This is a genomic window from Rathayibacter sp. VKM Ac-2759, assembly GCF_009834225.1.
Lineage (GTDB): Bacteria > Actinomycetota > Actinomycetes > Actinomycetales > Microbacteriaceae > Rathayibacter.
This window is the reverse complement of record NZ_CP047176.1, coordinates 3,395,006-3,413,046: the sequence shown is the minus strand read 5'-3', so window position 1 is coordinate 3,413,046 and position 18,041 is coordinate 3,395,006. Positions and strand designations below refer to the sequence as shown.

Sequence of the window (18,041 nt, the reverse complement as noted above, 5' to 3'; positions counted from 1 at the left end):
CCTGATCGCGTGTCGCGTAAAAGCTGGGTTACGGCTGCTCCGGCGCGGTCGAGGACTGCACCGCGGACAGGAGCTCCTGCGTGCTCGGGTACGCCCAGCGGAGGTAGTCGAGCGGGAGCCTGCTGCGCTCGGCGACGATCTCGTGGGTGGCGTCGGTGTCCTCCAGCGACCCCGCGAGGGCCGCGAGCCGCTCGGCGGTGCGCCGGCCGGGAGAGGCCTCGTCGCGCGGGCGGCGCGCTCCGACGGGGTGCCGTCGCCCCCGGTGCTCGGGTGCGGAGGCGCTCTCGAGCGACCAGGTGCGCGTCGCCGCGACGTCGCGCCCCAGCTGCTCGACGAGTGCCTCCGCCCCGCGGTACCGGCGCTGCGGCCGCAGCTTCGCGTGCAGCTCGACGGTGATCGAGTGCCCGTAGAGGTCGCCGGCGAAGTCGAGGAGGTGGGCCTCCAGCAGGCGGACGCCGTCGCGACCGTAGAAGCTCGCGCGGCGGCCGACCGAGACGGCGGCGAGGTGCTCGGAGCCGTCGGTCGCGTCGATCACGGTGCCGGCGTAGACGCCGTCCGAGACTCCGCCGTCGGCCAGCGGCAGATTGGCCGTCGGGAAGCCGAGGAGTCGGCCGCGCTGGTCGCCGGGGACGACCACTCCGGTGATGACGGTCGGCTGCTGGTTCTGCGCGCTCATGCTGGCGGTCTCCTCGTCGTGCTGGTGACGCCCAGTCAACCGGCCTCTCGTTTCGCCCCGATGACCGGCGCAGACCTGTCGTATTGCGCCGCTGCGCGCCGCGGTGCCGTGCCCGGAGGCCCGCATTCCGCCTCCCTCCTCGGGCGGCTACGCCCCCGAGTACGCGAGGATGAGGGCATGGTGAGCACCGTCCTCCTCCGCGGCGCGCGCCTGATCGACGCGGGGGCGGACCTCCGCGACGCGTGGGTCCTCCTCGCCGGCGAGCGCATCGGCGCGGTCGGCTCCGGCCCCGACGCTCCGCCGGCCGATCGCGTGGTCGACGCGGGCGACGTCGTGCTCGTCCCCGGCTTCGTCGACCTGCACGGACACGGCGGCGCGCACGGATCGTACGACGACGGCCCCGACGGGATCGCCGCCGCCCTCGCGCTGCACCGACGGCACGGCACCACGCGCTCGGTGCTCAGTCTCGTCGCGAACCCGCTCCCCGCCCTGGAGCGATCGCTCGCCACGATCCGCGAGGCGATGTCGCGCGACCCGCTGATCCTGGGCGCGCACCTCGAGGGTCCCTTCCTCTCGCCCGGCAACCACGGCGCCCACGACCCGGGCACGCTGCTCGAGCCCACGCGCGAGAACGTGGAGGCGCTGCTCTCGGCCGGCCGCGGAGTGCTGCGCCAGATCACCGTCGCGCCCGAGCTCCCCGGGGCGCTCGACGCGATCCGGAGGATCGTCGACGGAGGTGTCGTCGCCGCGGTCGGCCACACGGTCGCGTCGTACGAGCAGGCCCGCGAGGCGTTCGCCGCCGGAGCGACGGTGCTCACCCACGCCTTCAACGCCATGCCCGGCGTCCACCACCGCGAGCCCGGCCCGATCGTCGCGGCGGTGGAGGACGAGCGGGTCACCCTCGAGCTCATCCTCGACGGCGTCCACGTCGCCCCTCCCGTGGCGCGCCTCCTCTTCGGCGCCGCTCCGGGCCGTATCGCCCTGATCACCGACGCGATGGCGGCCGCCGGCGCCGCCGACGGCGCCTACCGCCTCGGCTCGCTCGGAGTGAGCGTCGTCGACGGCGTCGCGCGGGTCGAGGGGAGCGGCACCATCGCCGGCTCGACGCTCACCCAGGACGCGGCGCTGAGGATCGCGGTCGAGCGCGCGGGCCTCGGTGAGCAGGAGGCGGTCGCCGCCCTCACGTCGACTCCGGCCCGGGCACTGGGCCTCGACGACCGCTTCGGCCGCCTGGCCGCCGGCTGCGCGGCCGACGTCGTGGCGATCGCCGCCGACCACTCGATCGCGCAGGTCTGGGCGGCGGGGGAGCGGATCGTCTGATCGGGCGGCGGTCCGATCGGCGGCCGGCCCCGCGATCACCGCGTCGTCCCTCCGCACCACCCCCTGACACCCGCCTCGCAGAGGCGTAGCGTCCACTCCGTTCGTCACGGTGGCGATCGTCGGAGTCCCCGTCGGGACAGGTCGGAAGTCACGGGATGTCGAAGTCGAGCACGCACGGGCACCGCATCCGCAAGGCGCTCTACGCGGCCGAGCTCGAGCGCCTGCAGATCGAGCTGGTCACGATGCAGCGCTGGGTGATCGAGACGGGGGCGCGCGTCGTCGTGGTCTTCGAGGGCCGCGACGCCGCGGGCAAGGGCGGCGCGATCAAGCGGATCGTGCAGTACCTGAACCCGCGGTCGGCGCGCGTGGTGGCGCTGCCGACGCCGAGCGAGCGCGAGAAGGGCCAGTGGTACTTCCAGCGCTACCTCGAGCGCCTCCCGACCGCCGGCGAGATCGTGCTGATGGACCGCTCCTGGTACAACCGCGCCGGCGTCGAGCGGGTGATGGGCTACTGCACCCCGGAGCAGTACCAGCTGTTCCTGAAGCAGGCGCCGGTCGTCGAGCGGATGCTGGTCGAGGACGGCGTCATCCTGCTCAAGTACTGGTTCTCGGTGTCCGACGACGTGCAGGAGGCCCGCTTCCGCTCGCGCCTGGAGGATCCGATGCGGCGCTGGAAGCTCTCGGACACCGACCTGCAGTCGATCACGCGGTGGGAGGACTACTCGCGCGCCAAGGACGAGATGTTCGAGGCCACCGACCACGCCGATGCGCCGTGGTGGACCATCCCGAGTGACGACAAGCGCTCGTCGCGGCTCAACGTGATCAAGCACCTGCTCTCGCAGATCCCCTACGAGCACCGCGATCCCGAGCCGATCGACTTCCCGCCGCGGCCGGCGTCCGACACCTACGAGCGCCCGGCGCGCGACCGGTTCCGCACCGTGCCCGACCACGCGCACACCCTGCAGTAGCGGGAGCCGCTCGCCGGCACCGGGCGTTCCGTTCGCCGCTTCTCGTCCCTCCGACGCGCTGAGAACAGCAGAAAGCGTCCAACGGAGGGGTGGTGGAAGCGGGTCGGCATGCTCTACTCGACCTGCGGTGCCTCCGCCGACATCGCTCCGGGGCTCGGCCTCCGCGCTCCGAGGCGGCACTGTCGATCCCGGACCCTCACATCACGGGAGACGCATGGACGACGACGACCTGCTCGCGACGCTGCACCGCGGCCGCCCGGCCACCCTCGCGGAGGCCGCCGAGCTGACGCACCTCGACCGCGCCGAGCTGCAGCAGGCGGTGGAGCGCCTCCGCGGTCGGGGTCTCCTGCGCGGCGAGGGCGACGTGCTCGCCTTCGTGCCTCCCGCCGAGTGGGCCGCGACGACCATCGCGCGGCACGCCGAGGCGGCGCGCGACTCGATGGACGGCATCGAGCGCCTCGTCGCCGCTCTGCCGGCGCTGCTCGGCGCGTGGTCGGTCGGCGAGTCCTCCGCCGATCTCGTGCCGACCCTGCTGCGGCACGGTCCGCACGCCTCCGAGGACCTCTGGTTCGACCTCGTCCGCCGCGACTCCGGCACGCTCGACGCCGTCCTCCCCGATGTCGAGCGCTTCCTCGACCCGCCGACCGAGCGGGCGCAGCGCTTCGGCGAGGCGCTGCTCGCGAAGGACCGGGTGCGCGTCATCATCCCGGCCGACGGCATCGGCGACCCGCGCGTGCTCGCCCGCATCGAGGCGTACCAGAAGGCGGGAGTCGAGTACCGGCTGCTCGAGACCCCGCCGTGCTGGTTCTGGGTCGACGGCGAGCACCTCGCCGTGCCGTTCCGGTGGGGCGAGACGCGGCCCACGAGCGTGCTCGGCGTCCGTCAGCACGCCCTGGCCGGGCTGGTCAGCGCGTACTTCGAGGAGCTGTGGCGGCAGGCGGCTCCGATCGGCGCCGTCGACCAGCCGTGGACCTCGCTCCTGCGGCTGATGCGGACGGGCGTCACGCTCGAATCGGCGTCGCACCGCCTGGGCATCAACCCCCGCACGGGCCGGCGCCGCGTCGCGGCCGCGATGGAGCACCACGGCGTCTCGACCCTGTTCGCGCTGGGTGCGGCGTGGGCGGCCGACGGCTCCACGCCCCCGGGTGCCGATCACGCGGAGAGTGCTCGGGTGACTCCGGGTGATCGGCACGCACCGACCGGGCACGATCCGGTGTCCTGAACCGACTCCGACGGCCTCGAGCCCCTCACAGGTGCAGGAGGCTCCAGTCGATGATCACCGCGAGCGCGGTGTACAGGGCGGCCACCGCCCCGATCGCCTTCCCGGCGCGGTCCAGATCGTCCTGCGGGTCCGGCCGCACATCCGCCACGACGCGCAGCACCGCCCCGACCACGGCGATCACCGTGATCGCGAGCACCCACACCTTGAGGGCCAGGTGGGCGTCGACGGCCATCAGCGTCAGCGACACCACCGGGATCAGCACGGCGAGGACCGACGCCAGCACCAGGAGGCAGCCGCGGCGCGAGAGCTCGGTCGGCCCGAAGGATCCCCCGCGGAGCCACGCCCGCAGCCGGAGTCGCGGGGTCGCGTCGGCGGCGGGACGCTCCTGGGCCGTCTCGGTCATCGCCATGAACCGGTGGCGAGGGGCGGGATCTCGGGCATCGCGGCGACTCCTGGGCTCGGGAACCTCCCGAGTCTTCCGATCCGACCCTCGGCACGGCAACATCCGCTTGCGGACACGTCCTCAAGCGGACGTTCACCGCGAGTTCGCCCCGCGCCTCGCCCGCCAGGGGGAGGCTGGTGGCATGTCGACGAAGCTGTGGCTCACCCTCGGCGCCGGGGTCGCCGTCGTCCTGGGCGGTGCGGCGGTCGTGGTCTTCGGCTGGATGATCGACGAGACGCACTTCGACCGGCCCGACGAGGGGTTCGACCGGCTGACCGCGCAGATCGAGGGCCTCCCCGGCGTGAGTGTCGACGGCAGCGAGCGGTGGGTCGAGGCGCCCGCCTTCGCTCATCCGACCTCGTGGATCGGACTCACCGTCGACGAGGCGGGCCTGCCCGATCTGGTCGACAGCACGTGCGCGTCGACGTATCCCGACGACGTCCAGTGGACGGTGCGGGTGCAGACCGGCGCCGGGAGCGCGGTCGCGGTGAACAGCCCTGCGGAGGGAGCGGCGGCCCAGGGCAGCTGTCTCGACTCCGGCCTCGACACGGCGGCCCTCGCCGAGCGGGTCGGCGGCGCCGTGGGGGGTCTGGACCTGTACGCCTCCACCCGCCTCGACGGCACCTTCGCGCTCGTCGCGCTCGAGGAGGCCGACGCTCGGATCACCTCGCTCCTCCCGCTCGTCGCCGAGGCCGAGGTCCTCCGCGACGCCGCGGGTGCCGACGCCACCGCGCCCGTCGAGATCGGCGGCTCCACCCTCGCCGTCCTGGTCGAGCCCGGGGAGTCGGAGCGGTACCGCGCCCTGCTCGCCCGCCTCGTCGACGACCACGGCGTCACGCGCTACTACGCCGATGGCGGCGAGCAGATCGACGGAGTCCCCAAGGTCCAGATCGTCGCGCCCGACGACCAGCACGCCGCGATCGAGGCCGCCCTCCGCGACTCCGGTCTGCGCATCGCCGACCTGCCGGTGCTCTTCCTCGAGCCCTGACGGCCGCGGGCCTGTCGGTTCCGCGTCCGCGGGCATAGCATCCGAGGGCGGACGCACCGCGGCGCCGCTGTCGGAGGACGAGGAGAGCGACCGTGTCGATCATCGTGACCGTCCCCGAGGCCGAGGCGACCGGGCCGGTGGCCGAGCTCTACGCCGACGACGTGCACGACCAGGGCCACGTCGCCGCCCACACGAAGGTCCTGGCCCTGAACCCGGAGGCGCTCCTCGCGTGGGACGGGTTGAGCAGGGCGATCACCGCGCGGATGGACCGGCGCCGCTACGAGCTCGTGACCCTCGCGGCCGCCCGCGGCGCCCGATCGGCGCACTGCCTGCTCGCCCACGGACGCGTCGCCTCGCGCTGGATCCCGGAGGAGCAGCTGCTCCGCATCGCGCGGGACTACCGCGACGCCGGCCTGACCCCCGCCGAGGTGGCCATGATGGCGTTCGCGGAGCGGGTCAGCCGCGATGCCGCCGACATGACGGAGGCGGACAGCACCCGGCTGCGCGAGGCCGGCTTCACCGATCGCGAGATCGTCGACATCGCGCTCGCCGCCGCGGCGCGCAACTTCTACAGCCGCGCCGTCCAGGCGCTCGCCGTCGAGGTCGAGCCGCCCGGCGACATGAGCGACGCGCTCCGGGCGGCCCTCGTCGAGGGGCTGTAGGGCGCGCGCTCACCGTGCGGTCCGCGGGTCCTCGGCCGGGGATCGTGGTCAGAGGTCGAGGCCGCCCCAGTCGAGGAGCACGGCGAGCGCCGTGAAGAGGGCGGCGACCGCCCCGATCACCTTGCCCGCCCGGTCGAGATCGCCCCGAGGGGTGGGCCGCGCGTCGGCGACGACCCGCAGCGCCGCTCCGACGAGCGCGACCACCGTGACGGCCAGCACCGACACCTTCAGCGCCAGGTGCACCTCGACGGAGAGCAGCGTCAGGCCCACGACCGGGATGACGACGACGACCACCGAGACGACGACCAGGATCACGCCGCGGCGCGACAGCTCGGTCGGCCCGAACGCGCCGCCCCGGAGCCACGCGCGGAGCCCCTGCCGCGCGCTCTGCCGGGAGGCGCCGGGTGAGGTCTCGATCAAGGCGTCACTCCTGTCTGGGCGCGGCGGGACGTCGGCGCGCTGCCGAGCATGCGCCGACCCCGAGTCTCGCGACCGCGCACGGGCCGGGCAAGGTCCGCTTGCGGACACGCCCTGAAGAGGGCGGGGCCACCCGGACCTGTCAGCCGCGCGCGGCCTTCACGTATGCGACGACCGCGTTCGCGTGCCCGTGGCCCATCCCGTGCTCGTCCTTCAGCCGGGCGACGACCTGCATGTGCGGGGCCTCGTCGAGCTCCGCGTTCGCGAGGTCGAGCCACTCCTGGATCGGGCGCCCGTAGGTGCGCTCGATGCTCGCGAAGTACGACGCGGGCCCCTTCGGCGTCGACCCGTCGGCGGGCGGCTCGGGAGCGAGGACTCGTGCGGTGGCCATGCGGTCACCGTAGCGAGCGCGGGGCTCGGGCGTCGAGACCGAGGACCCGCTCCGTCTCCGGCGATCACGGGATGAGCCGGCGGTCGCGGAGGTCCTGGAAGATGCGCAGGAGCATCGCCTCGCTGTCGACGTACTCGTGGAACCCCGCTCGCCGCGATCTCGACGTGTCGGCGATGACGTCGTAGTCCCAGCCGAAGACGAAGTCGCCGAACCGCCACGACGACACCTCGGAGTACGGGGTTCTGACGAGACCGTGCCGGAGGGTCATCGCGTCCCACAGCGGCCCCTTGTCGGCCATGACCTCGGTCAGGCTCATCGGCAGCGGAGGGGCGGTCTCGAGGTCGAAGAACGCCGCGATCGCGGGCCACATCCTCGACCAGCGGAACAGGTCGCCGTTGGTGATGTTGTACGCCTGGTTCCGCGTCTCGGGAGTCGTCGCGGCCCAGGTGATCGCCCGGGACAGCAGGTCGGCGTCGGTCAGCTCGATCAGCGCGGTGTAGGCGCCGGGCTTGCCGGGGAACCGCAGCGGGATGCCGAGCTCCTTGCTGATCGAGGCGTAGACCGCGATGACCATCGCGAGGTTCATCGGGTTGCCCAGCCCGACTCCGGCGACGACCGACGGCCGCAGCGCCGACCACGTCCACGAGGCGCCCGCCTGGCGGCGCTCGAGGAACTGCTGCTGGTCGACGTTGAACTCGGGCGGCATGTGCGGCGGGTCCTCCTCCTTCGCCGGCGTCGAGAAGGGCCCGAGGTGCGCGCCGTAGACCTTGTACCCCTGCATCAGGCCGATGTGCTCCAGTCGCCCGGCGACGGGCTCGATCGCGTCGACGACGTTCGTCAGCATCGCGAGGTTCGGCTCGACGAGCTCGGCCCAGGTCGGCCTGTCCTGGTAGGCGGCGTAGAAGACGTGGGTCACCCCGGTCAGATCGCGGAGCGCCTCCGCCGTCGCCGCGCGGTCGAGCAGGTCGACCGACCGGTGCCGGACCGCTCCCTCGTCGGCGCCGCCGCGCCGGGAGAGCCCGATGACGTCCCAGCCGCCCTCCCGCTCGAGATGCGCGATGAGGTTGCCCCCGATCACTCCCCGTGCTCCGACCACCAGTGCCGTCCGCTGCGTCATGCCGCCTCCATCGTCGTATCGTGATTTACCGATCTAAGAGGTAGCACAGCATCGTTGCATCGCGATACTGCGATATGGTCGTGTCCGTGGCGGAGTTGACGGACGAGCAGATGGTGGCGGCCTTCAAGGCCCTGGGCCACCCGACCCGTCTCGCGATCCTCGGCTGGCTCGGCGAGCCCGACTCGTTCCCCCCGCAGGACAGGCCGGCCGCGGAGGTCGGAGTGTGCCTCAAGCACATCCAGGCGCGGGCCGGGGTCTCGCAGTCGACCGCCTCGCAGTTCATGGCGACCCTCCAGCGGGCCGGCCTCGTGACCTGCACGCGGATCGGCCAGTGGTCGCACTACCGCCGCGACGAGGAGGCCCTCGCCGCCCTCGGGCACGGGCTCGTCTCCCGCGTCTGAGCGGTGACTCCGGCCCGCGGCCGCGCTCAGGCCGAGCTCTCCCGCACGACGAGCTTCGGCACGGCGATGTACTCGCCCGCGGGGTCGGTCCCGCCCGCGATGCGGTGGACCAGGCGCTCGACCGCCGTCCGGGCCATGAAGGCGTGGTCGGGATCGATCGTGGTCAGCCTCGGGATCGTGTACTCGCCCTCGATGATGGAGTCGAACGCGGCGACCCGCACGTCCGCCGGCACCGCGACGCTCCGATCGGCCAGGCCGCGGAGGACGCCGATGCCGACCGTGTCGGTGATGCAGAACACGCCGTCGAAGTCGATCCGCCGGTCGATGAAGTCGCGGATCCCCTCCGCACCGCCCGTCATCGTGAACTCCGAGACGTTCACGTGCAGCTCCGGGTCGACGGGGAGCCCTGCCTCGTGGTGGGCGCGCCGGTAGCCCTCGAGGCGCAGGCTCGAGACGTCGACCTCGTCGTGCTCCGGATTGTCGACCATGACGATCCGGCGGCAGCCGCGCTCGATGAGGTGGGCGACCGCGGTGCGGGCGCCGTCGACGTTGGCCATCGCGACGTGGTCGACGGGCCCCTCGAAGATGCGCTCGCCGAGGATGACGAGCGGATGATCGACCCGCAGCAGCTCGGTGTCGGCGGCGCCGAGACCGACGGTGCTGAGGATGATGCCGTCGTAGAGGCGCTTGCGCGAGGAGGCGAGCGCCTCGAGCTCGTTCTCGCGCCGGGCCCCGGTCTGCTCGACGACCACGCGGAGGCCGTGCTTCTCGGCGGCGGTGATGATCTCGGCGGCGAGGCGGCCGTAGTAGGGGCGGTCGATCTCGGGGACGGCGAGTCCGATGGTGCCGGTGCGCCCGGTCCGCAGGTTGCGGGCGGCGACGTTGACGCGGTAGTCGAGGCGGGCGATGACGTCGAGCACGTGCTCGCGGGTGCTCTCGCGCACGTGCGGATGCTCGTTGAGGACGTGCGAGACGGTCATGGGGGAGACCCCCGCCTCCTTCGCCACGTCGTGGATCGTCACCATGTCGCGCCTCCTCCCCCCGATCGTCCCACGGGCGACGGCGCGGTCATCGCACGAGGGTGCGGAGGCGCTCCGCCTCGTCGTGCTCGAGCGCGAGCAGCGAGCCGTGCCGCGCATCGGCGGGGAGGCGGGCGCCCCCGACCGGCTCGAAGGCGCCGGTGCGCGGATCGTCGCTGACGAACACCCGGTAGCCCCGCAGCCCGAACTCGTCGATCAGCAGCCAGGTCCGCTCCCCGTCGGGCGAGACGGCGACCGCCGGCCCCTCGCCGTGCGCCAGCTCCGGCGTCCCGATACCGGTGCGCACCGTCTCGAACGCGCCCTCGAGCGAGGGGCCGCGGGCGAGCGTGATCGCGGTGGGACCTCCGTCGGCCTCGGCCTCGACGGTGAAGCGGAGCCACTCGTCGCCCCGGTCGAGGAAGGCGGCGTCGATGACGTCGCGCCCGGTGTCGAGGGCGACCCTGGCCGGCGAGAAGGCGGCGAAGTCGGCGGTCTCGACCACGAGGATCCGCTGGTGCGCGGCGACGGCGCGATCCGACTCCGGAGCGAACAGGCCGGCCGAGAAGAACACGAGCCAGCGGTCGCGCTCGGTGCTCCAGTAGGCCTTCGGCGCCCAGGCGTTGCCGGCCGACTCGGGGGCGACCTCGTGCAGCGAGGCGCCGCCCCACGAGACGAGGTCGTCGGAGCGCCAGACCAGGATCGAGCGGCTCCCGCGCCGGACGGCCCGGTGCCAGTCGTCGTCGGGCCAGGTCCGCAGGTCGGTGGCGAGGAGGACGACGCCGCCCGTCGCCGCGTCGCGCACGAGGAACGGATCGCGGGCGCCGCCCTCGCCGACGGTCGGCACCGGGACCTCCACCGGGAGCGGGAGGAACGACTCCGGGGTCGCCCCCTCGCTCACGGCGAGGCGCACCCGCTCGCCGTCCTCGCGCTCACCGGGGAGGAAGTGGGCGAGCAGGAACCCGCTCACCCCTTCACCCCGCCCGAGACGAGACCGCCGACGATGTGCTTCTGCATCGCGATGAAGAACACCACCATCGGCAGCAGCACGATCACACTCAGCGTCAGGAAGGCGGGCCAGTTCACTCCGAACTGCCCGACCGCCTTGTAGACCTGGAGCACGAGGGTCTGCTTCTCGGGCGAGCTGATGAACACGTTCGGGGTGATGAAGTCGTTCCACACCCACATCGTCTGGAACACGCCGACCGTGATGAGGATCGGGCGGATCAGCGGGAGCACGATGCGCCAGTAGATCTGCCACGGTCCGGCGCCGTCGATGCGCGCGGCCTCGAAGATCTCGAGCGGCAGCGACTTCATGTACCCCTGGATCAGGAAGTAGCAGAAGATCGATCCCGCCGCGTAGAGCAGGATCAGCCCCTCGAGGCTGTCGACCAGCCCGGCGCCGGCGAGCAGCCGGTAGAGCGGGATCAGCGTCGCCTGGCCGGGCACGAGGAACGCGACGATCAGGACGACGGAGGCGATCCGGGTCACGAGAGTCTTCCGCAGCAGCATCGCGTAGGCGGCCATCGATCCGACGAGGAGCATCAGAGCGACGGAGGCGAGCGTCACGTACAGGGTGTTCATGAACGCCCCGAGGACGGGGACGGAGGCGAACACGTCGGCGTAGTTGCTCGGATCGAAGGTGCTCGGCAGGGCGAACGGGGCGGCCGCGACCTCCTGCTGCGTCTTCAGCGTGCTGACGACGATGTAGTAGAAGGGGGCGCCGACGAGCGCGGCGAGCGCGATCATCCCGACGCTGGTCAGCGCACTGCCCCAGCGGCGGCGGCGCTGAGCGGGCCCGGCGGGTCGTCGGCGCCGGGGGCCGTCGAGCCGGACGGTCGGGGAGGGGTCCTCGATCAGAGTGGTCATGAGGTCCTCGCCTCGAATCGGCGCGAGATGAGCAGCTGCACGGCGACGATCGAGCCGACGACGAGCAGGAACACGACGGCGAGGGCCGAGGCCTTGCCGAACTGCGCCTGCGCGACTCCGTTCTGGATGATCGACTGCGTGATCGTGTAGGTCGAGAACCCCGGGCCGCCCTTGGTGAGGGTGAACGGGAGGTCGTAGACCTTCAGCCCGCCCGTCATCAGGAGGAGGGTGCTCACCGTCACCGCGGGGGCGAGGAGGGGGAGCGTGATCGAGAAGAACCGGCGGGGGGCCGACGCCCCGTCGATCCGGGCGACCTCGTAGTAGTCCTCCGGGATCGACTGCAGGTAGGCGAGGTAGAGGATCGCGTGCCAGCCGGTGCTCGACCACACGCCCACGACGATGACCGAGAGCTGCGCCAGGGCGCCGTTGGACAGCCACGGCACCGGGCCGAGGCCGGCGACGGTCTCGAGGACCCGGTTGATCGCTCCCGAGCCCAGTGGCGACAGGATCAGCCCCCAGACCAGCCCGAGGATCGCGATGCTCGGGATCGCCGGGAAGAAGAGGATCGCGCGGACGGCGCCGCGGCCGACGAAGGGCCGGTTGAGGGCGAGGGCCAGCGGGATCGCCAGCGCCGTGACGATCAGCGTCGTTCCGAGGCTGTAGGTGAGGGTGAAGACGAGCCCGGCGAGCATGGCGGGGTCGCGGAAGATGCTGACGTAGTTGGCGAAGCCGACGAAGTCGGACTCGACCGAGTAGCCGTCGAAGTCGGTCAGGCTGAAGTAGAACGACTGCGCGAGCGGCACGGCGAACAGCAGGGCGAAGACGATCAGGATCGGCACCAGGAACAGGCCGGTGCTGACGGTCTCGCGTCGGCGCAGCGGAGAGGCGGCCCGCCGGAGCGCGAGGGCTCCGGCGGGGCGGGTGGCGGTGTGGGCGGTCATCGAGGGCCCGGGCCTCAGCCCTGCGACTCGAGTCGCGCCTGGAGGGCGGCGGCGACCTCGGCCGGGGTGGCCTGCCCCTGGGCGAGCAGCTGGATCTGCGCCACGGCCTCGGTGTTCAGCGCGTCCTGGTCGCGCGACCAGGCGATCTGCGGCAGGTAGAACTCGCCCGCCTGCAGCCCTGCGAGGTTGGGCTCGAGCGCCGGGTCGATGACGGGGGTGTAGTTCGTCGTGGTGGTGAGCGCCGAGGTGCCCTCCTGGTAGATGCGCACGCCCTCCTCGCTGCCGAGGAAGGTGAGGAACTCCTCCGCCTCGGCCGTGTGCTCGGTCTTCGAGTTGATGGCGAAGCCGGGCGACGCGGCGCCGGCCCAGTAGCCCTCGCCGTCGAGGGTCGGGAACGGAGCGAAGGCGACGTCGAGATCGGGTGCCTTCTCGCGGACGGAGGGCAGGTTCCAGGGGCCGGCCGACATCATCGCGACGCGGCCGTTGACGAACTCGTCGACGATCTGGTCGCCGGTGAGGCTGACGACGTCCTGGCTCATGAGGCCGCTCGTGAGCAGCTCGCTCCAGGCCGTGAGGGGCTCCTCCCAGAGGTCGCCGAAGGTCGCGGAGCCGTCGAAGATCGCGGCGTCCACTCCGCCGCCCTGCTCGGCCTCGGCCGATCCGACCAGGCCGGAGACGCCCAGCGGGATCTGCGACGCGGAGTCGTAGTACGGGGTGACTCCCGAGTCCTTCACGGTCTGGAGCACGTCGAGGAACTCGTCCCAGTCGGTCGGGATCGCGGTGACGCCGGCGGCCTCGAGCAGCGCGCGGTTGTAGAGGATGCCGCCCGCCCACGAGGAGGTGGACATCCCGTAGGCCTTGCCGTCGGCGCTGTAGGTCTCGGTGTTGTACGGCGACATCGCCGACATGAAGGGCTCGTCGGTGAGGTCCTTCACGAAGCCGCCCTCGATGAGGTTGGTCTTGTTCTCGGCGGCGATGATGAAGACGTCGGCGGCGTTGTTGCCCGCGAGGCGCGTCTGGAGCGTCGAGATGTACTCGGCGACGGGCGGCGCGTTCGAGAACTCGATCTCGATGTCGGGGTGGGCGGCCTCGAAGGCGTCGATGACCGGTGTCATCGTCGCCTCGTTGTCCCACGAGAAGAAGCTGAGGCTGGTCTTCCCGTCGGAGGCGCCCGAGGCGCCGCAGGCGGTCAGGGAGAGAGCGGCCGCGGCGGCGACGACGAGCGCCGCCGAGCGGGTGGTGCGGGAGCGATGCGACATTGCATTCCTCGTTCTGTGTAGGGGATCCGGTGGAGAGGGGTCAGGAGTCGGTCGGGGTGAGGGGAAGGCGGAGGTGCTCGTGGCGGGGGACGACCGGCACGAGCCGGTCGCCGTCGTGCACGAGCAGGTCGAAGACGATCTCGCGGTGCACCCCGTCGCCGTCCGGGACGGCGAAGCGGTGGTACGCGATCACCCACTGGTCGGTGCCGGGGACGGCCGTGATCGAGTGGTGCCCGGTCGCCAGGATCCCGATCGAGGGGTTCTTCTCGAGGAGGACGCCGCCGTCGGTCCAGGGGCCGTAGGGGCTCGGTCCCACGGCCCAGCGCACGCGGTAGTCGGCCTCGCGGGTGTCGTTCTCGGACCAGGTGAGGAAGTAGGAGTCGCCGTGGCGATGCAGGTGCGCGGCCTCGCGGAACCCGGTGGGCACCCACGAGTGGACGTCCGCCTCGTCGAACGACACGAGGTCGTCGGCGAGCTCGACGAGGTGCGCGACGCCGTTGCCCCAGAGCAGGTAGACCGTGCCGTCCTCGTCCCGGAAGACCGACGGATCGATGGTCGTGCCCGCGAAGCGACCGGCGGCCACCAGGGGTGCTCCGAGGTCGGTGTACGGCCCGGCCGGACTCGTGGCGCGGGCGACTCCGATGTTGTTGCCGGCGGTGAAGTAGAGGTAGTGGACGCCGTCGGCCTCGATGGCGGAGGGCGCCCAGGCGGAGGAGTCGGCCCAGGCGACGTCGCGGCCCAGGCGCAGGATCTCGCCGTCGTCGGTCCAGTCGACCAGATCGCTCGAGGAGTAGGAGCGGAAGGCGGTCGCGCCCCAGCCCTCGATGCCGTCGGTCGTGGGGAAGAGGTGCCAGCGTCCGCCGATCACGACCAGCGACGGGTCGGCCAGGAACCGCTGCAGGGGCGAGGGCGAGGGCGCCGCCGTCGTGTCGTTCATCGCACTCCTTCGTGCCGAGAGCGTTCCTGTATCGGTACAGGAACGCTGTGTATCGATACAGTACGAACGGCTCGCGACCGTGTCAAGCATCGAGGGAACCCCGGACCGTCGAGGGAGCCCGCCCTCTCGGGCGGTCTCGACGGTCCGGGGTTCCCTCGGGCCAAGCGGAGCCGGCGCGGGCTGCGGATCAGGCCCAGGCCCAGGAGGCGAGGACGGACTCGGCGACGTCCTCGCGGGCGTCGTCGTCCACGGTCGGGCTGAAGGAGAAGGTCACGACGTAGGTCTGGTCGTCCTGGGTGAGGTAGTACTGCTCGATGCTGTACGAGGCGCCCTGCGCGGTCAGCGAGCCGCTGAGGTGCGCGGACTCGGTCCCGGCGACCCGGACGCGGTCCTGGACCTCGACGTCGGTGGCGCCGGCGCCGGTGAGCTCACTCACTCCGGCGTCTTCGACCTGCTCCGGAGTGACGGCGCCGGCGGGGCTCAGGACCACGTTGACGTTGTCGGAGAATCCGTCGGTGTCGGTGAGGTCGGCCGCGAGCGTGTCCGCGCCGATCGAGGCGGCGTCCGTGTCGGGGATGTCCCAGCCCTCGGGGACGGCGTAGCTGTAGCCGTCGCCGGTGACCTGCACGCCCGCCGCGGCGGCGGTGTCGATCTCGTCGGCGTCGGAGCCGCTGTCGGCGGGGGACGAGCAGGCGGTGAGGAGAGCGGCGACGGCGACGGTCGCGCCGAGGCGGAGGAATCGGGACATCATGACTCCACAGTAAGCCGAGAGGCCCGTCACAGGTTCGCAGCCGGTTCGGGGACGACGACCACGTCCTGGTCGAGCACGGGGCGCAGCAGCGCGCTCGGCCGGCGCGGGTTCGTCCCCCCACGGATCCTGAGAGAGCGGACAGGATCGGTGCGCGGCGATCTCCCCGACGGACCGCTCAGACGAGATCGATGTCGAAGACGGAGTCCGCGCGCCAGTCGACGCCGGTCTCGGCGACGATGTTCCGGGGCGCGATCAGCGTCTCGACGCGACGGTCGATGTCGGCTCCGGTGTCCGAGCGGTCCAGGATCCCCTCCGGGCTGCGGGTGCCGGCGAGGGAGAGCGGGACGCCGAGGCCGACGACGAGCACCACCTGCGCTCGGCCCTCCGGGTACGCGACGTCATCGAGGGTGACGGCGCCCATCTCGCCCCGAGCGGCCAGGACGAGGGAGTACCGGAGGACGGACTCGGCGGTCGCGTCGTCGAGGCGCAGGGAGCCGCCGGTGTGGAACATGGTCTTCACGGGTGGTCTCCGATGTGCGCGCGAACGGGGTTCGGCGCATCGGGGGCAGGGACGCGACGCTCGCGAGCGTACTCGTCGATCCTGCGGGTCGGCCCGCCCGCGCGATTCCCGCCCGCCGCTCGGATCAGGAGCGGCCGTGGAGGCGCCGGGGGAGCACGAGCCAGACTCCGGCGATGACCACCGCGGTGACGGCCGCCATCGTGATCGCGAGGGGCCTCGTCGTCACGACGTCGAACACCAGCAGGACGGTGCCGACCAGCACGAGGGCGACGGCGGCGAGGGTGAGCCGCAGGAGGACGTCCGCGGAGTGCACCAGCGTCCCCTTCGCCCCGCGGCGGAAGAGCTCCCGATGCAGGCTCACGGGAGCGAGGCCGAGGAGCGTCGCGGCCACCGACACGGTCACCAGCACGAGGTAGACGTCGACCTGGAACGGGTCGAGGTCGGTGAACCGCTGCTGGAAGGCGATGGCCAGCAGGAATCCGGTGAGGATCTGCGTCCCGGTCTGGATGACCCGCAGCTCCTGCAGGATCTCGTTCCAGTTCCGGTCCAGCCGCTCCGTCTCGGTCTCGTCCCGGCCGTCTTCCGGGATGTCCGAGGAGGGATCGAGGGGAGCATCGGGTCGCGGTGACATGGCCACATTCTCACCCAGGCCCGGCGGCGCCGACCGCATCGGCCGGCTCTGCGCGCCGCGCCCCCTTCCGTACACTGGCCGACGACGTCGACCCTCCCCTCGGGGGTCAGGCCGGAGGAGGGTGCCGAGACGATGACGACGAACGAGCGCGGTGTCCGCCACGGACGCCTCCGCACCCGGTCCGGTGCCCGCACTCTGCTCCTCGGAGTCGCGGCGTGCGTGGGAGTCCTCGCCGTGAGCGGGACGTCGCTCGTCGCGATCGCCTCGGCGAGCATCAGCCGCAACGTCACCGAGAACGCCGTCGAGCTGGGCATCGCACCGTCGGCCGAGCCCGAGGCGGTGCAGCTGGGCGCGATCGAGGGCGGCTTCAACGTCCTGATCGTCGGCACCGACAACGACGCGGTCCAGGGCGATCGGTTCGGAGTCCGCGATGCGACGCTCAACGACGTCAACATCCTGCTGCACGTCTCCGCCGACCACCGCAGCGCGACCGTCATCAGCTTCCCGCGCGACCTGATCCTCGACCGCCCCGAGTGCACCGATCCCGAGACGGGCACCGTGACGGAGGCGGACGGCAGCGTGCCGCTCAACTCCACGTTCGAGTACGGCGGGCTCGCCTGCGTGAACGACACCCTGCAGCAGTTCACCGGCCTCACGGTGCCCTACGCCGGCTGGGTCTCGTTCAACGGCGTCATCGAGATGAGCAACGCCGTCGGGGGAGTGCCGATCTGCCTCGCCGGGCCGATCCGCGACACCGACTCCGGTCTCGACCTGCCCGCCGGCACGACGACCGTCTCGGGCGCCACCGCCCTCGCCTTCCTGCGCACCCGGCACGGTGTCGGCGACGGCAGCGACCTCAGCCGGATCTCCTCGCAGCAGCAGTACCTCGCGTCGCTCATGCGCACGGTCCGCTCCGCCGACACCCTCTCGAACCTGCCCGCCCTCTACGGCCTCGCGCAGGCGGCTTCGTCGAACCTGCACCTCTCGACCACGATGACGAGCCCGGCGACGATGATCTCGCTCGCGCTCGCGCTGAAGGACGTCGACCTCTCGCAGATGGTGTTCGTGCAGTACCCGGCGCTCGACGACCCGGACTACCCCGGGAAGGTCGTCCCCGACACCGCGGCCGGCGAGGAGCTGATGGCCCGCGTCCTCAGCGACGCACCGGTCACGCTCGCGCCGGCGCCCGGCGAGGAGCCGGTGGCCGAGGAGCCGGTGACGGCGGCGCCTCCCGCGTCGGAAGCGGCGGCCCCCGTCACTCCGGCGCCCGAGGCGATCGCCGCTCCCGGCCAGACCGCGGCAGAGGAGACGTGCGCGGTCCCCTCGGAGTGACGGCGACGGGGCGAGCCGTGGCTACCGCCCCGCCGGGACCGGCGCCTCCCGAGCAGCGCCACGAGCGCGAGCAGCGCCGCCTGTCCGAGTTCGCTGACGGAGCGACATCGCGCTCAGCGTGCCCGTGGGGTCGTACTACGTCTTCGTCGAGTACATGGCGCGCGCCGCGGGCGAGGCTCTC

The 18,041-nt window shown here is 72.3% G+C and carries 21 protein-coding genes; 7 read left to right on the top strand and 14 right to left on the bottom strand.

Going from position 1 to position 18,041, the window contains the following annotated elements; translation table 11 throughout:
* Positions 1–28 precede the first annotated feature (28 nt).
* Complete coding sequence (locus GSU68_RS15995; RefSeq protein ID WP_159909647.1) at positions 29–676, bottom strand: riboflavin kinase; 648 nt, start codon at positions 674–676, stop codon at positions 29–31.
* Positions 677–853: 177 nt separating this feature from the next.
* On the opposite strand from GSU68_RS15995, the gene nagA reads away from it, so the two are divergent.
* The 3 genes from nagA to GSU68_RS15980 all read left to right on the top strand — a co-directional run bounded on the left by nagA (position 854) and on the right by GSU68_RS15980 (position 4,186).
* Positions 854–1,996, top strand: coding sequence for an N-acetylglucosamine-6-phosphate deacetylase (nagA, locus tag GSU68_RS15990; RefSeq protein WP_159909646.1), 1,143 nt, complete (start codon positions 854–856; stop codon positions 1,994–1,996).
* A 155-nt stretch (positions 1,997–2,151) separates the two neighbouring features.
* Entirely contained in the window at positions 2,152–2,964 is an 813-nt protein-coding gene (gene ppk2, locus GSU68_RS15985) for a polyphosphate kinase 2 (protein ID WP_159909645.1), read from the top strand.
* Between the two features lie 214 nt (positions 2,965–3,178).
* Positions 3,179–4,186 (top strand): hypothetical protein, encoded by a 1,008-nt coding sequence (locus tag GSU68_RS15980; protein ID WP_159909644.1) that lies wholly within the window; start codon positions 3,179–3,181, stop codon positions 4,184–4,186.
* A gap of 25 nt (positions 4,187–4,211) precedes the next feature.
* On the opposite strand, the gene GSU68_RS15975 is transcribed toward GSU68_RS15980, so the two are convergent.
* Positions 4,212–4,595 carry a hypothetical protein gene (locus GSU68_RS15975; RefSeq protein WP_159909643.1) on the bottom strand — a complete coding sequence of 128 codons (384 nt, stop codon included), beginning with the start codon at positions 4,593–4,595 and terminating at the stop codon, positions 4,212–4,214.
* 175 nt (positions 4,596–4,770) lie between these two features.
* On the opposite strand from GSU68_RS15975, the gene GSU68_RS15970 reads away from it, so the two are divergent.
* A complete protein-coding gene (locus GSU68_RS15970; protein ID WP_159909642.1) occupies positions 4,771–5,616 on the top strand; it encodes a hypothetical protein in 846 nt (281 codons plus the stop codon).
* 92 nt (positions 5,617–5,708) lie between these two features.
* On the top strand, positions 5,709–6,278 hold the full coding sequence (locus tag GSU68_RS15965; RefSeq protein ID WP_159909641.1) for a carboxymuconolactone decarboxylase family protein: 570 nt from the start codon (positions 5,709–5,711) through the stop codon (positions 6,276–6,278).
* A 48-nt stretch (positions 6,279–6,326) separates the two neighbouring features.
* On the opposite strand, the gene GSU68_RS15960 is transcribed toward GSU68_RS15965, so the two are convergent.
* From GSU68_RS15960 to GSU68_RS15950, 3 genes are all read right to left on the bottom strand, one after another.
* A complete protein-coding gene (locus GSU68_RS15960) occupies positions 6,327–6,698 on the bottom strand; it encodes a hypothetical protein (RefSeq protein ID WP_159909640.1) in 372 nt (123 codons plus the stop codon).
* Between the two features lie 139 nt (positions 6,699–6,837).
* Positions 6,838–7,086 (bottom strand): DUF4287 domain-containing protein, encoded by a 249-nt coding sequence (locus GSU68_RS15955; RefSeq protein WP_159909639.1) that lies wholly within the window; start codon positions 7,084–7,086, stop codon positions 6,838–6,840.
* Between the two features lie 64 nt (positions 7,087–7,150).
* A complete protein-coding gene (locus GSU68_RS15950; RefSeq protein WP_159909638.1) occupies positions 7,151–8,203 on the bottom strand; it encodes an SDR family oxidoreductase in 1,053 nt (350 codons plus the stop codon).
* An 86-nt stretch (positions 8,204–8,289) separates the two neighbouring features.
* Between GSU68_RS15950 and GSU68_RS15945 the strand changes: the two genes are divergently transcribed.
* Positions 8,290–8,604, top strand: coding sequence for a metalloregulator ArsR/SmtB family transcription factor (locus GSU68_RS15945; RefSeq protein WP_244259310.1), 315 nt, complete (start codon positions 8,290–8,292; stop codon positions 8,602–8,604).
* A 26-nt stretch (positions 8,605–8,630) separates the two neighbouring features.
* Here GSU68_RS15945 and GSU68_RS15940 read toward each other — a convergent pair whose 3' ends face one another.
* The 9 genes from GSU68_RS15940 to GSU68_RS15900 form a co-directional block, all read right to left on the bottom strand.
* Positions 8,631–9,629 (bottom strand): LacI family DNA-binding transcriptional regulator, encoded by a 999-nt coding sequence (locus tag GSU68_RS15940; RefSeq protein ID WP_159909636.1) that lies wholly within the window; start codon positions 9,627–9,629, stop codon positions 8,631–8,633.
* 43 nt (positions 9,630–9,672) lie between these two features.
* Positions 9,673–10,590 (bottom strand): glycoside hydrolase family 43 protein, encoded by a 918-nt coding sequence (locus GSU68_RS15935; protein WP_159909635.1) that lies wholly within the window; start codon positions 10,588–10,590, stop codon positions 9,673–9,675.
* Entirely contained in the window at positions 10,587–11,489 is a 903-nt protein-coding gene (locus tag GSU68_RS15930; protein WP_159909634.1) for a carbohydrate ABC transporter permease, read from the bottom strand. Before GSU68_RS15930 ends, GSU68_RS15935 begins: the two co-directional genes overlap by 4 nt.
* Positions 11,486–12,430, bottom strand: coding sequence for a sugar ABC transporter permease (locus GSU68_RS15925; RefSeq protein WP_159909633.1), 945 nt, complete (start codon positions 12,428–12,430; stop codon positions 11,486–11,488). Before GSU68_RS15925 ends, GSU68_RS15930 begins: the two co-directional genes overlap by 4 nt.
* A gap of 14 nt (positions 12,431–12,444) precedes the next feature.
* Positions 12,445–13,689: an extracellular solute-binding protein gene (locus tag GSU68_RS15920; protein ID WP_159909632.1), complete on the bottom strand. Its 1,245-nt coding sequence runs from the start codon at positions 13,687–13,689 to the stop codon at positions 12,445–12,447.
* 40 nt (positions 13,690–13,729) lie between these two features.
* Positions 13,730–14,626 (bottom strand): family 43 glycosylhydrolase, encoded by an 897-nt coding sequence (locus GSU68_RS15915; protein ID WP_159909631.1) that lies wholly within the window; start codon positions 14,624–14,626, stop codon positions 13,730–13,732.
* 187 nt (positions 14,627–14,813) lie between these two features.
* Positions 14,814–15,377: a hypothetical protein gene (locus GSU68_RS15910; RefSeq protein ID WP_159909630.1), complete on the bottom strand. Its 564-nt coding sequence runs from the start codon at positions 15,375–15,377 to the stop codon at positions 14,814–14,816.
* Between the two features lie 175 nt (positions 15,378–15,552).
* Entirely contained in the window at positions 15,553–15,897 is a 345-nt protein-coding gene (locus tag GSU68_RS15905; RefSeq protein WP_159909629.1) for a hypothetical protein, read from the bottom strand.
* A 124-nt stretch (positions 15,898–16,021) separates the two neighbouring features.
* The gene (locus GSU68_RS15900; RefSeq protein WP_159909628.1) at positions 16,022–16,528 is read right to left on the bottom strand and encodes a DUF6328 family protein; all 507 of its coding nucleotides are present in this window, start codon (positions 16,526–16,528) and stop codon (positions 16,022–16,024) included.
* 132 nt (positions 16,529–16,660) lie between these two features.
* On the opposite strand from GSU68_RS15900, the gene GSU68_RS15895 reads away from it, so the two are divergent.
* Complete coding sequence (locus GSU68_RS15895) at positions 16,661–17,860, top strand: LCP family protein (RefSeq protein ID WP_159909627.1); 1,200 nt, start codon at positions 16,661–16,663, stop codon at positions 17,858–17,860.
* Positions 17,861–18,041 lie beyond the last annotated feature (181 nt).

Excerpts from the sequence above, each read along its gene's own strand:
- GSU68_RS15995 (WP_159909647.1), bottom strand. The coding sequence starts at position 676 with ATGAGCGCGCAGAACCAGCAGCCGACCGTCATCACCGGAGTGGTCGTC.
- nagA (WP_159909646.1), top strand. The coding sequence starts at position 854 with ATGGTGAGCACCGTCCTCCTCCGCGGCGCGCGCCTGATCGACGCGGGG.
- ppk2 (WP_159909645.1), top strand. The coding sequence starts at position 2,152 with ATGTCGAAGTCGAGCACGCACGGGCACCGCATCCGCAAGGCGCTCTAC.
- GSU68_RS15980 (WP_159909644.1), top strand. The coding sequence starts at position 3,179 with ATGGACGACGACGACCTGCTCGCGACGCTGCACCGCGGCCGCCCGGCC.
- GSU68_RS15975 (WP_159909643.1), bottom strand. The coding sequence starts at position 4,595 with ATGGCGATGACCGAGACGGCCCAGGAGCGTCCCGCCGCCGACGCGACC.
- GSU68_RS15970 (WP_159909642.1), top strand. The coding sequence starts at position 4,771 with ATGTCGACGAAGCTGTGGCTCACCCTCGGCGCCGGGGTCGCCGTCGTC.
- GSU68_RS15955 (WP_159909639.1), bottom strand. The coding sequence starts at position 7,086 with ATGGCCACCGCACGAGTCCTCGCTCCCGAGCCGCCCGCCGACGGGTCG.
- GSU68_RS15950 (WP_159909638.1), bottom strand. The coding sequence starts at position 8,203 with ATGACGCAGCGGACGGCACTGGTGGTCGGAGCACGGGGAGTGATCGGG.
- GSU68_RS15940 (WP_159909636.1), bottom strand. The coding sequence starts at position 9,629 with ATGGTGACGATCCACGACGTGGCGAAGGAGGCGGGGGTCTCCCCCATG.
- GSU68_RS15930 (WP_159909634.1), bottom strand. The coding sequence starts at position 11,489 with ATGACCACTCTGATCGAGGACCCCTCCCCGACCGTCCGGCTCGACGGC.
- GSU68_RS15925 (WP_159909633.1), bottom strand. The coding sequence starts at position 12,430 with ATGACCGCCCACACCGCCACCCGCCCCGCCGGAGCCCTCGCGCTCCGG.
- GSU68_RS15920 (WP_159909632.1), bottom strand. The coding sequence starts at position 13,689 with ATGTCGCATCGCTCCCGCACCACCCGCTCGGCGGCGCTCGTCGTCGCC.
- GSU68_RS15915 (WP_159909631.1), bottom strand. The coding sequence starts at position 14,626 with ATGAACGACACGACGGCGGCGCCCTCGCCCTCGCCCCTGCAGCGGTTC.
- GSU68_RS15910 (WP_159909630.1), bottom strand. The coding sequence starts at position 15,377 with ATGATGTCCCGATTCCTCCGCCTCGGCGCGACCGTCGCCGTCGCCGCT.
- GSU68_RS15900 (WP_159909628.1), bottom strand. The coding sequence starts at position 16,528 with ATGTCACCGCGACCCGATGCTCCCCTCGATCCCTCCTCGGACATCCCG.
- GSU68_RS15895 (WP_159909627.1), top strand. The coding sequence starts at position 16,661 with ATGACGACGAACGAGCGCGGTGTCCGCCACGGACGCCTCCGCACCCGG.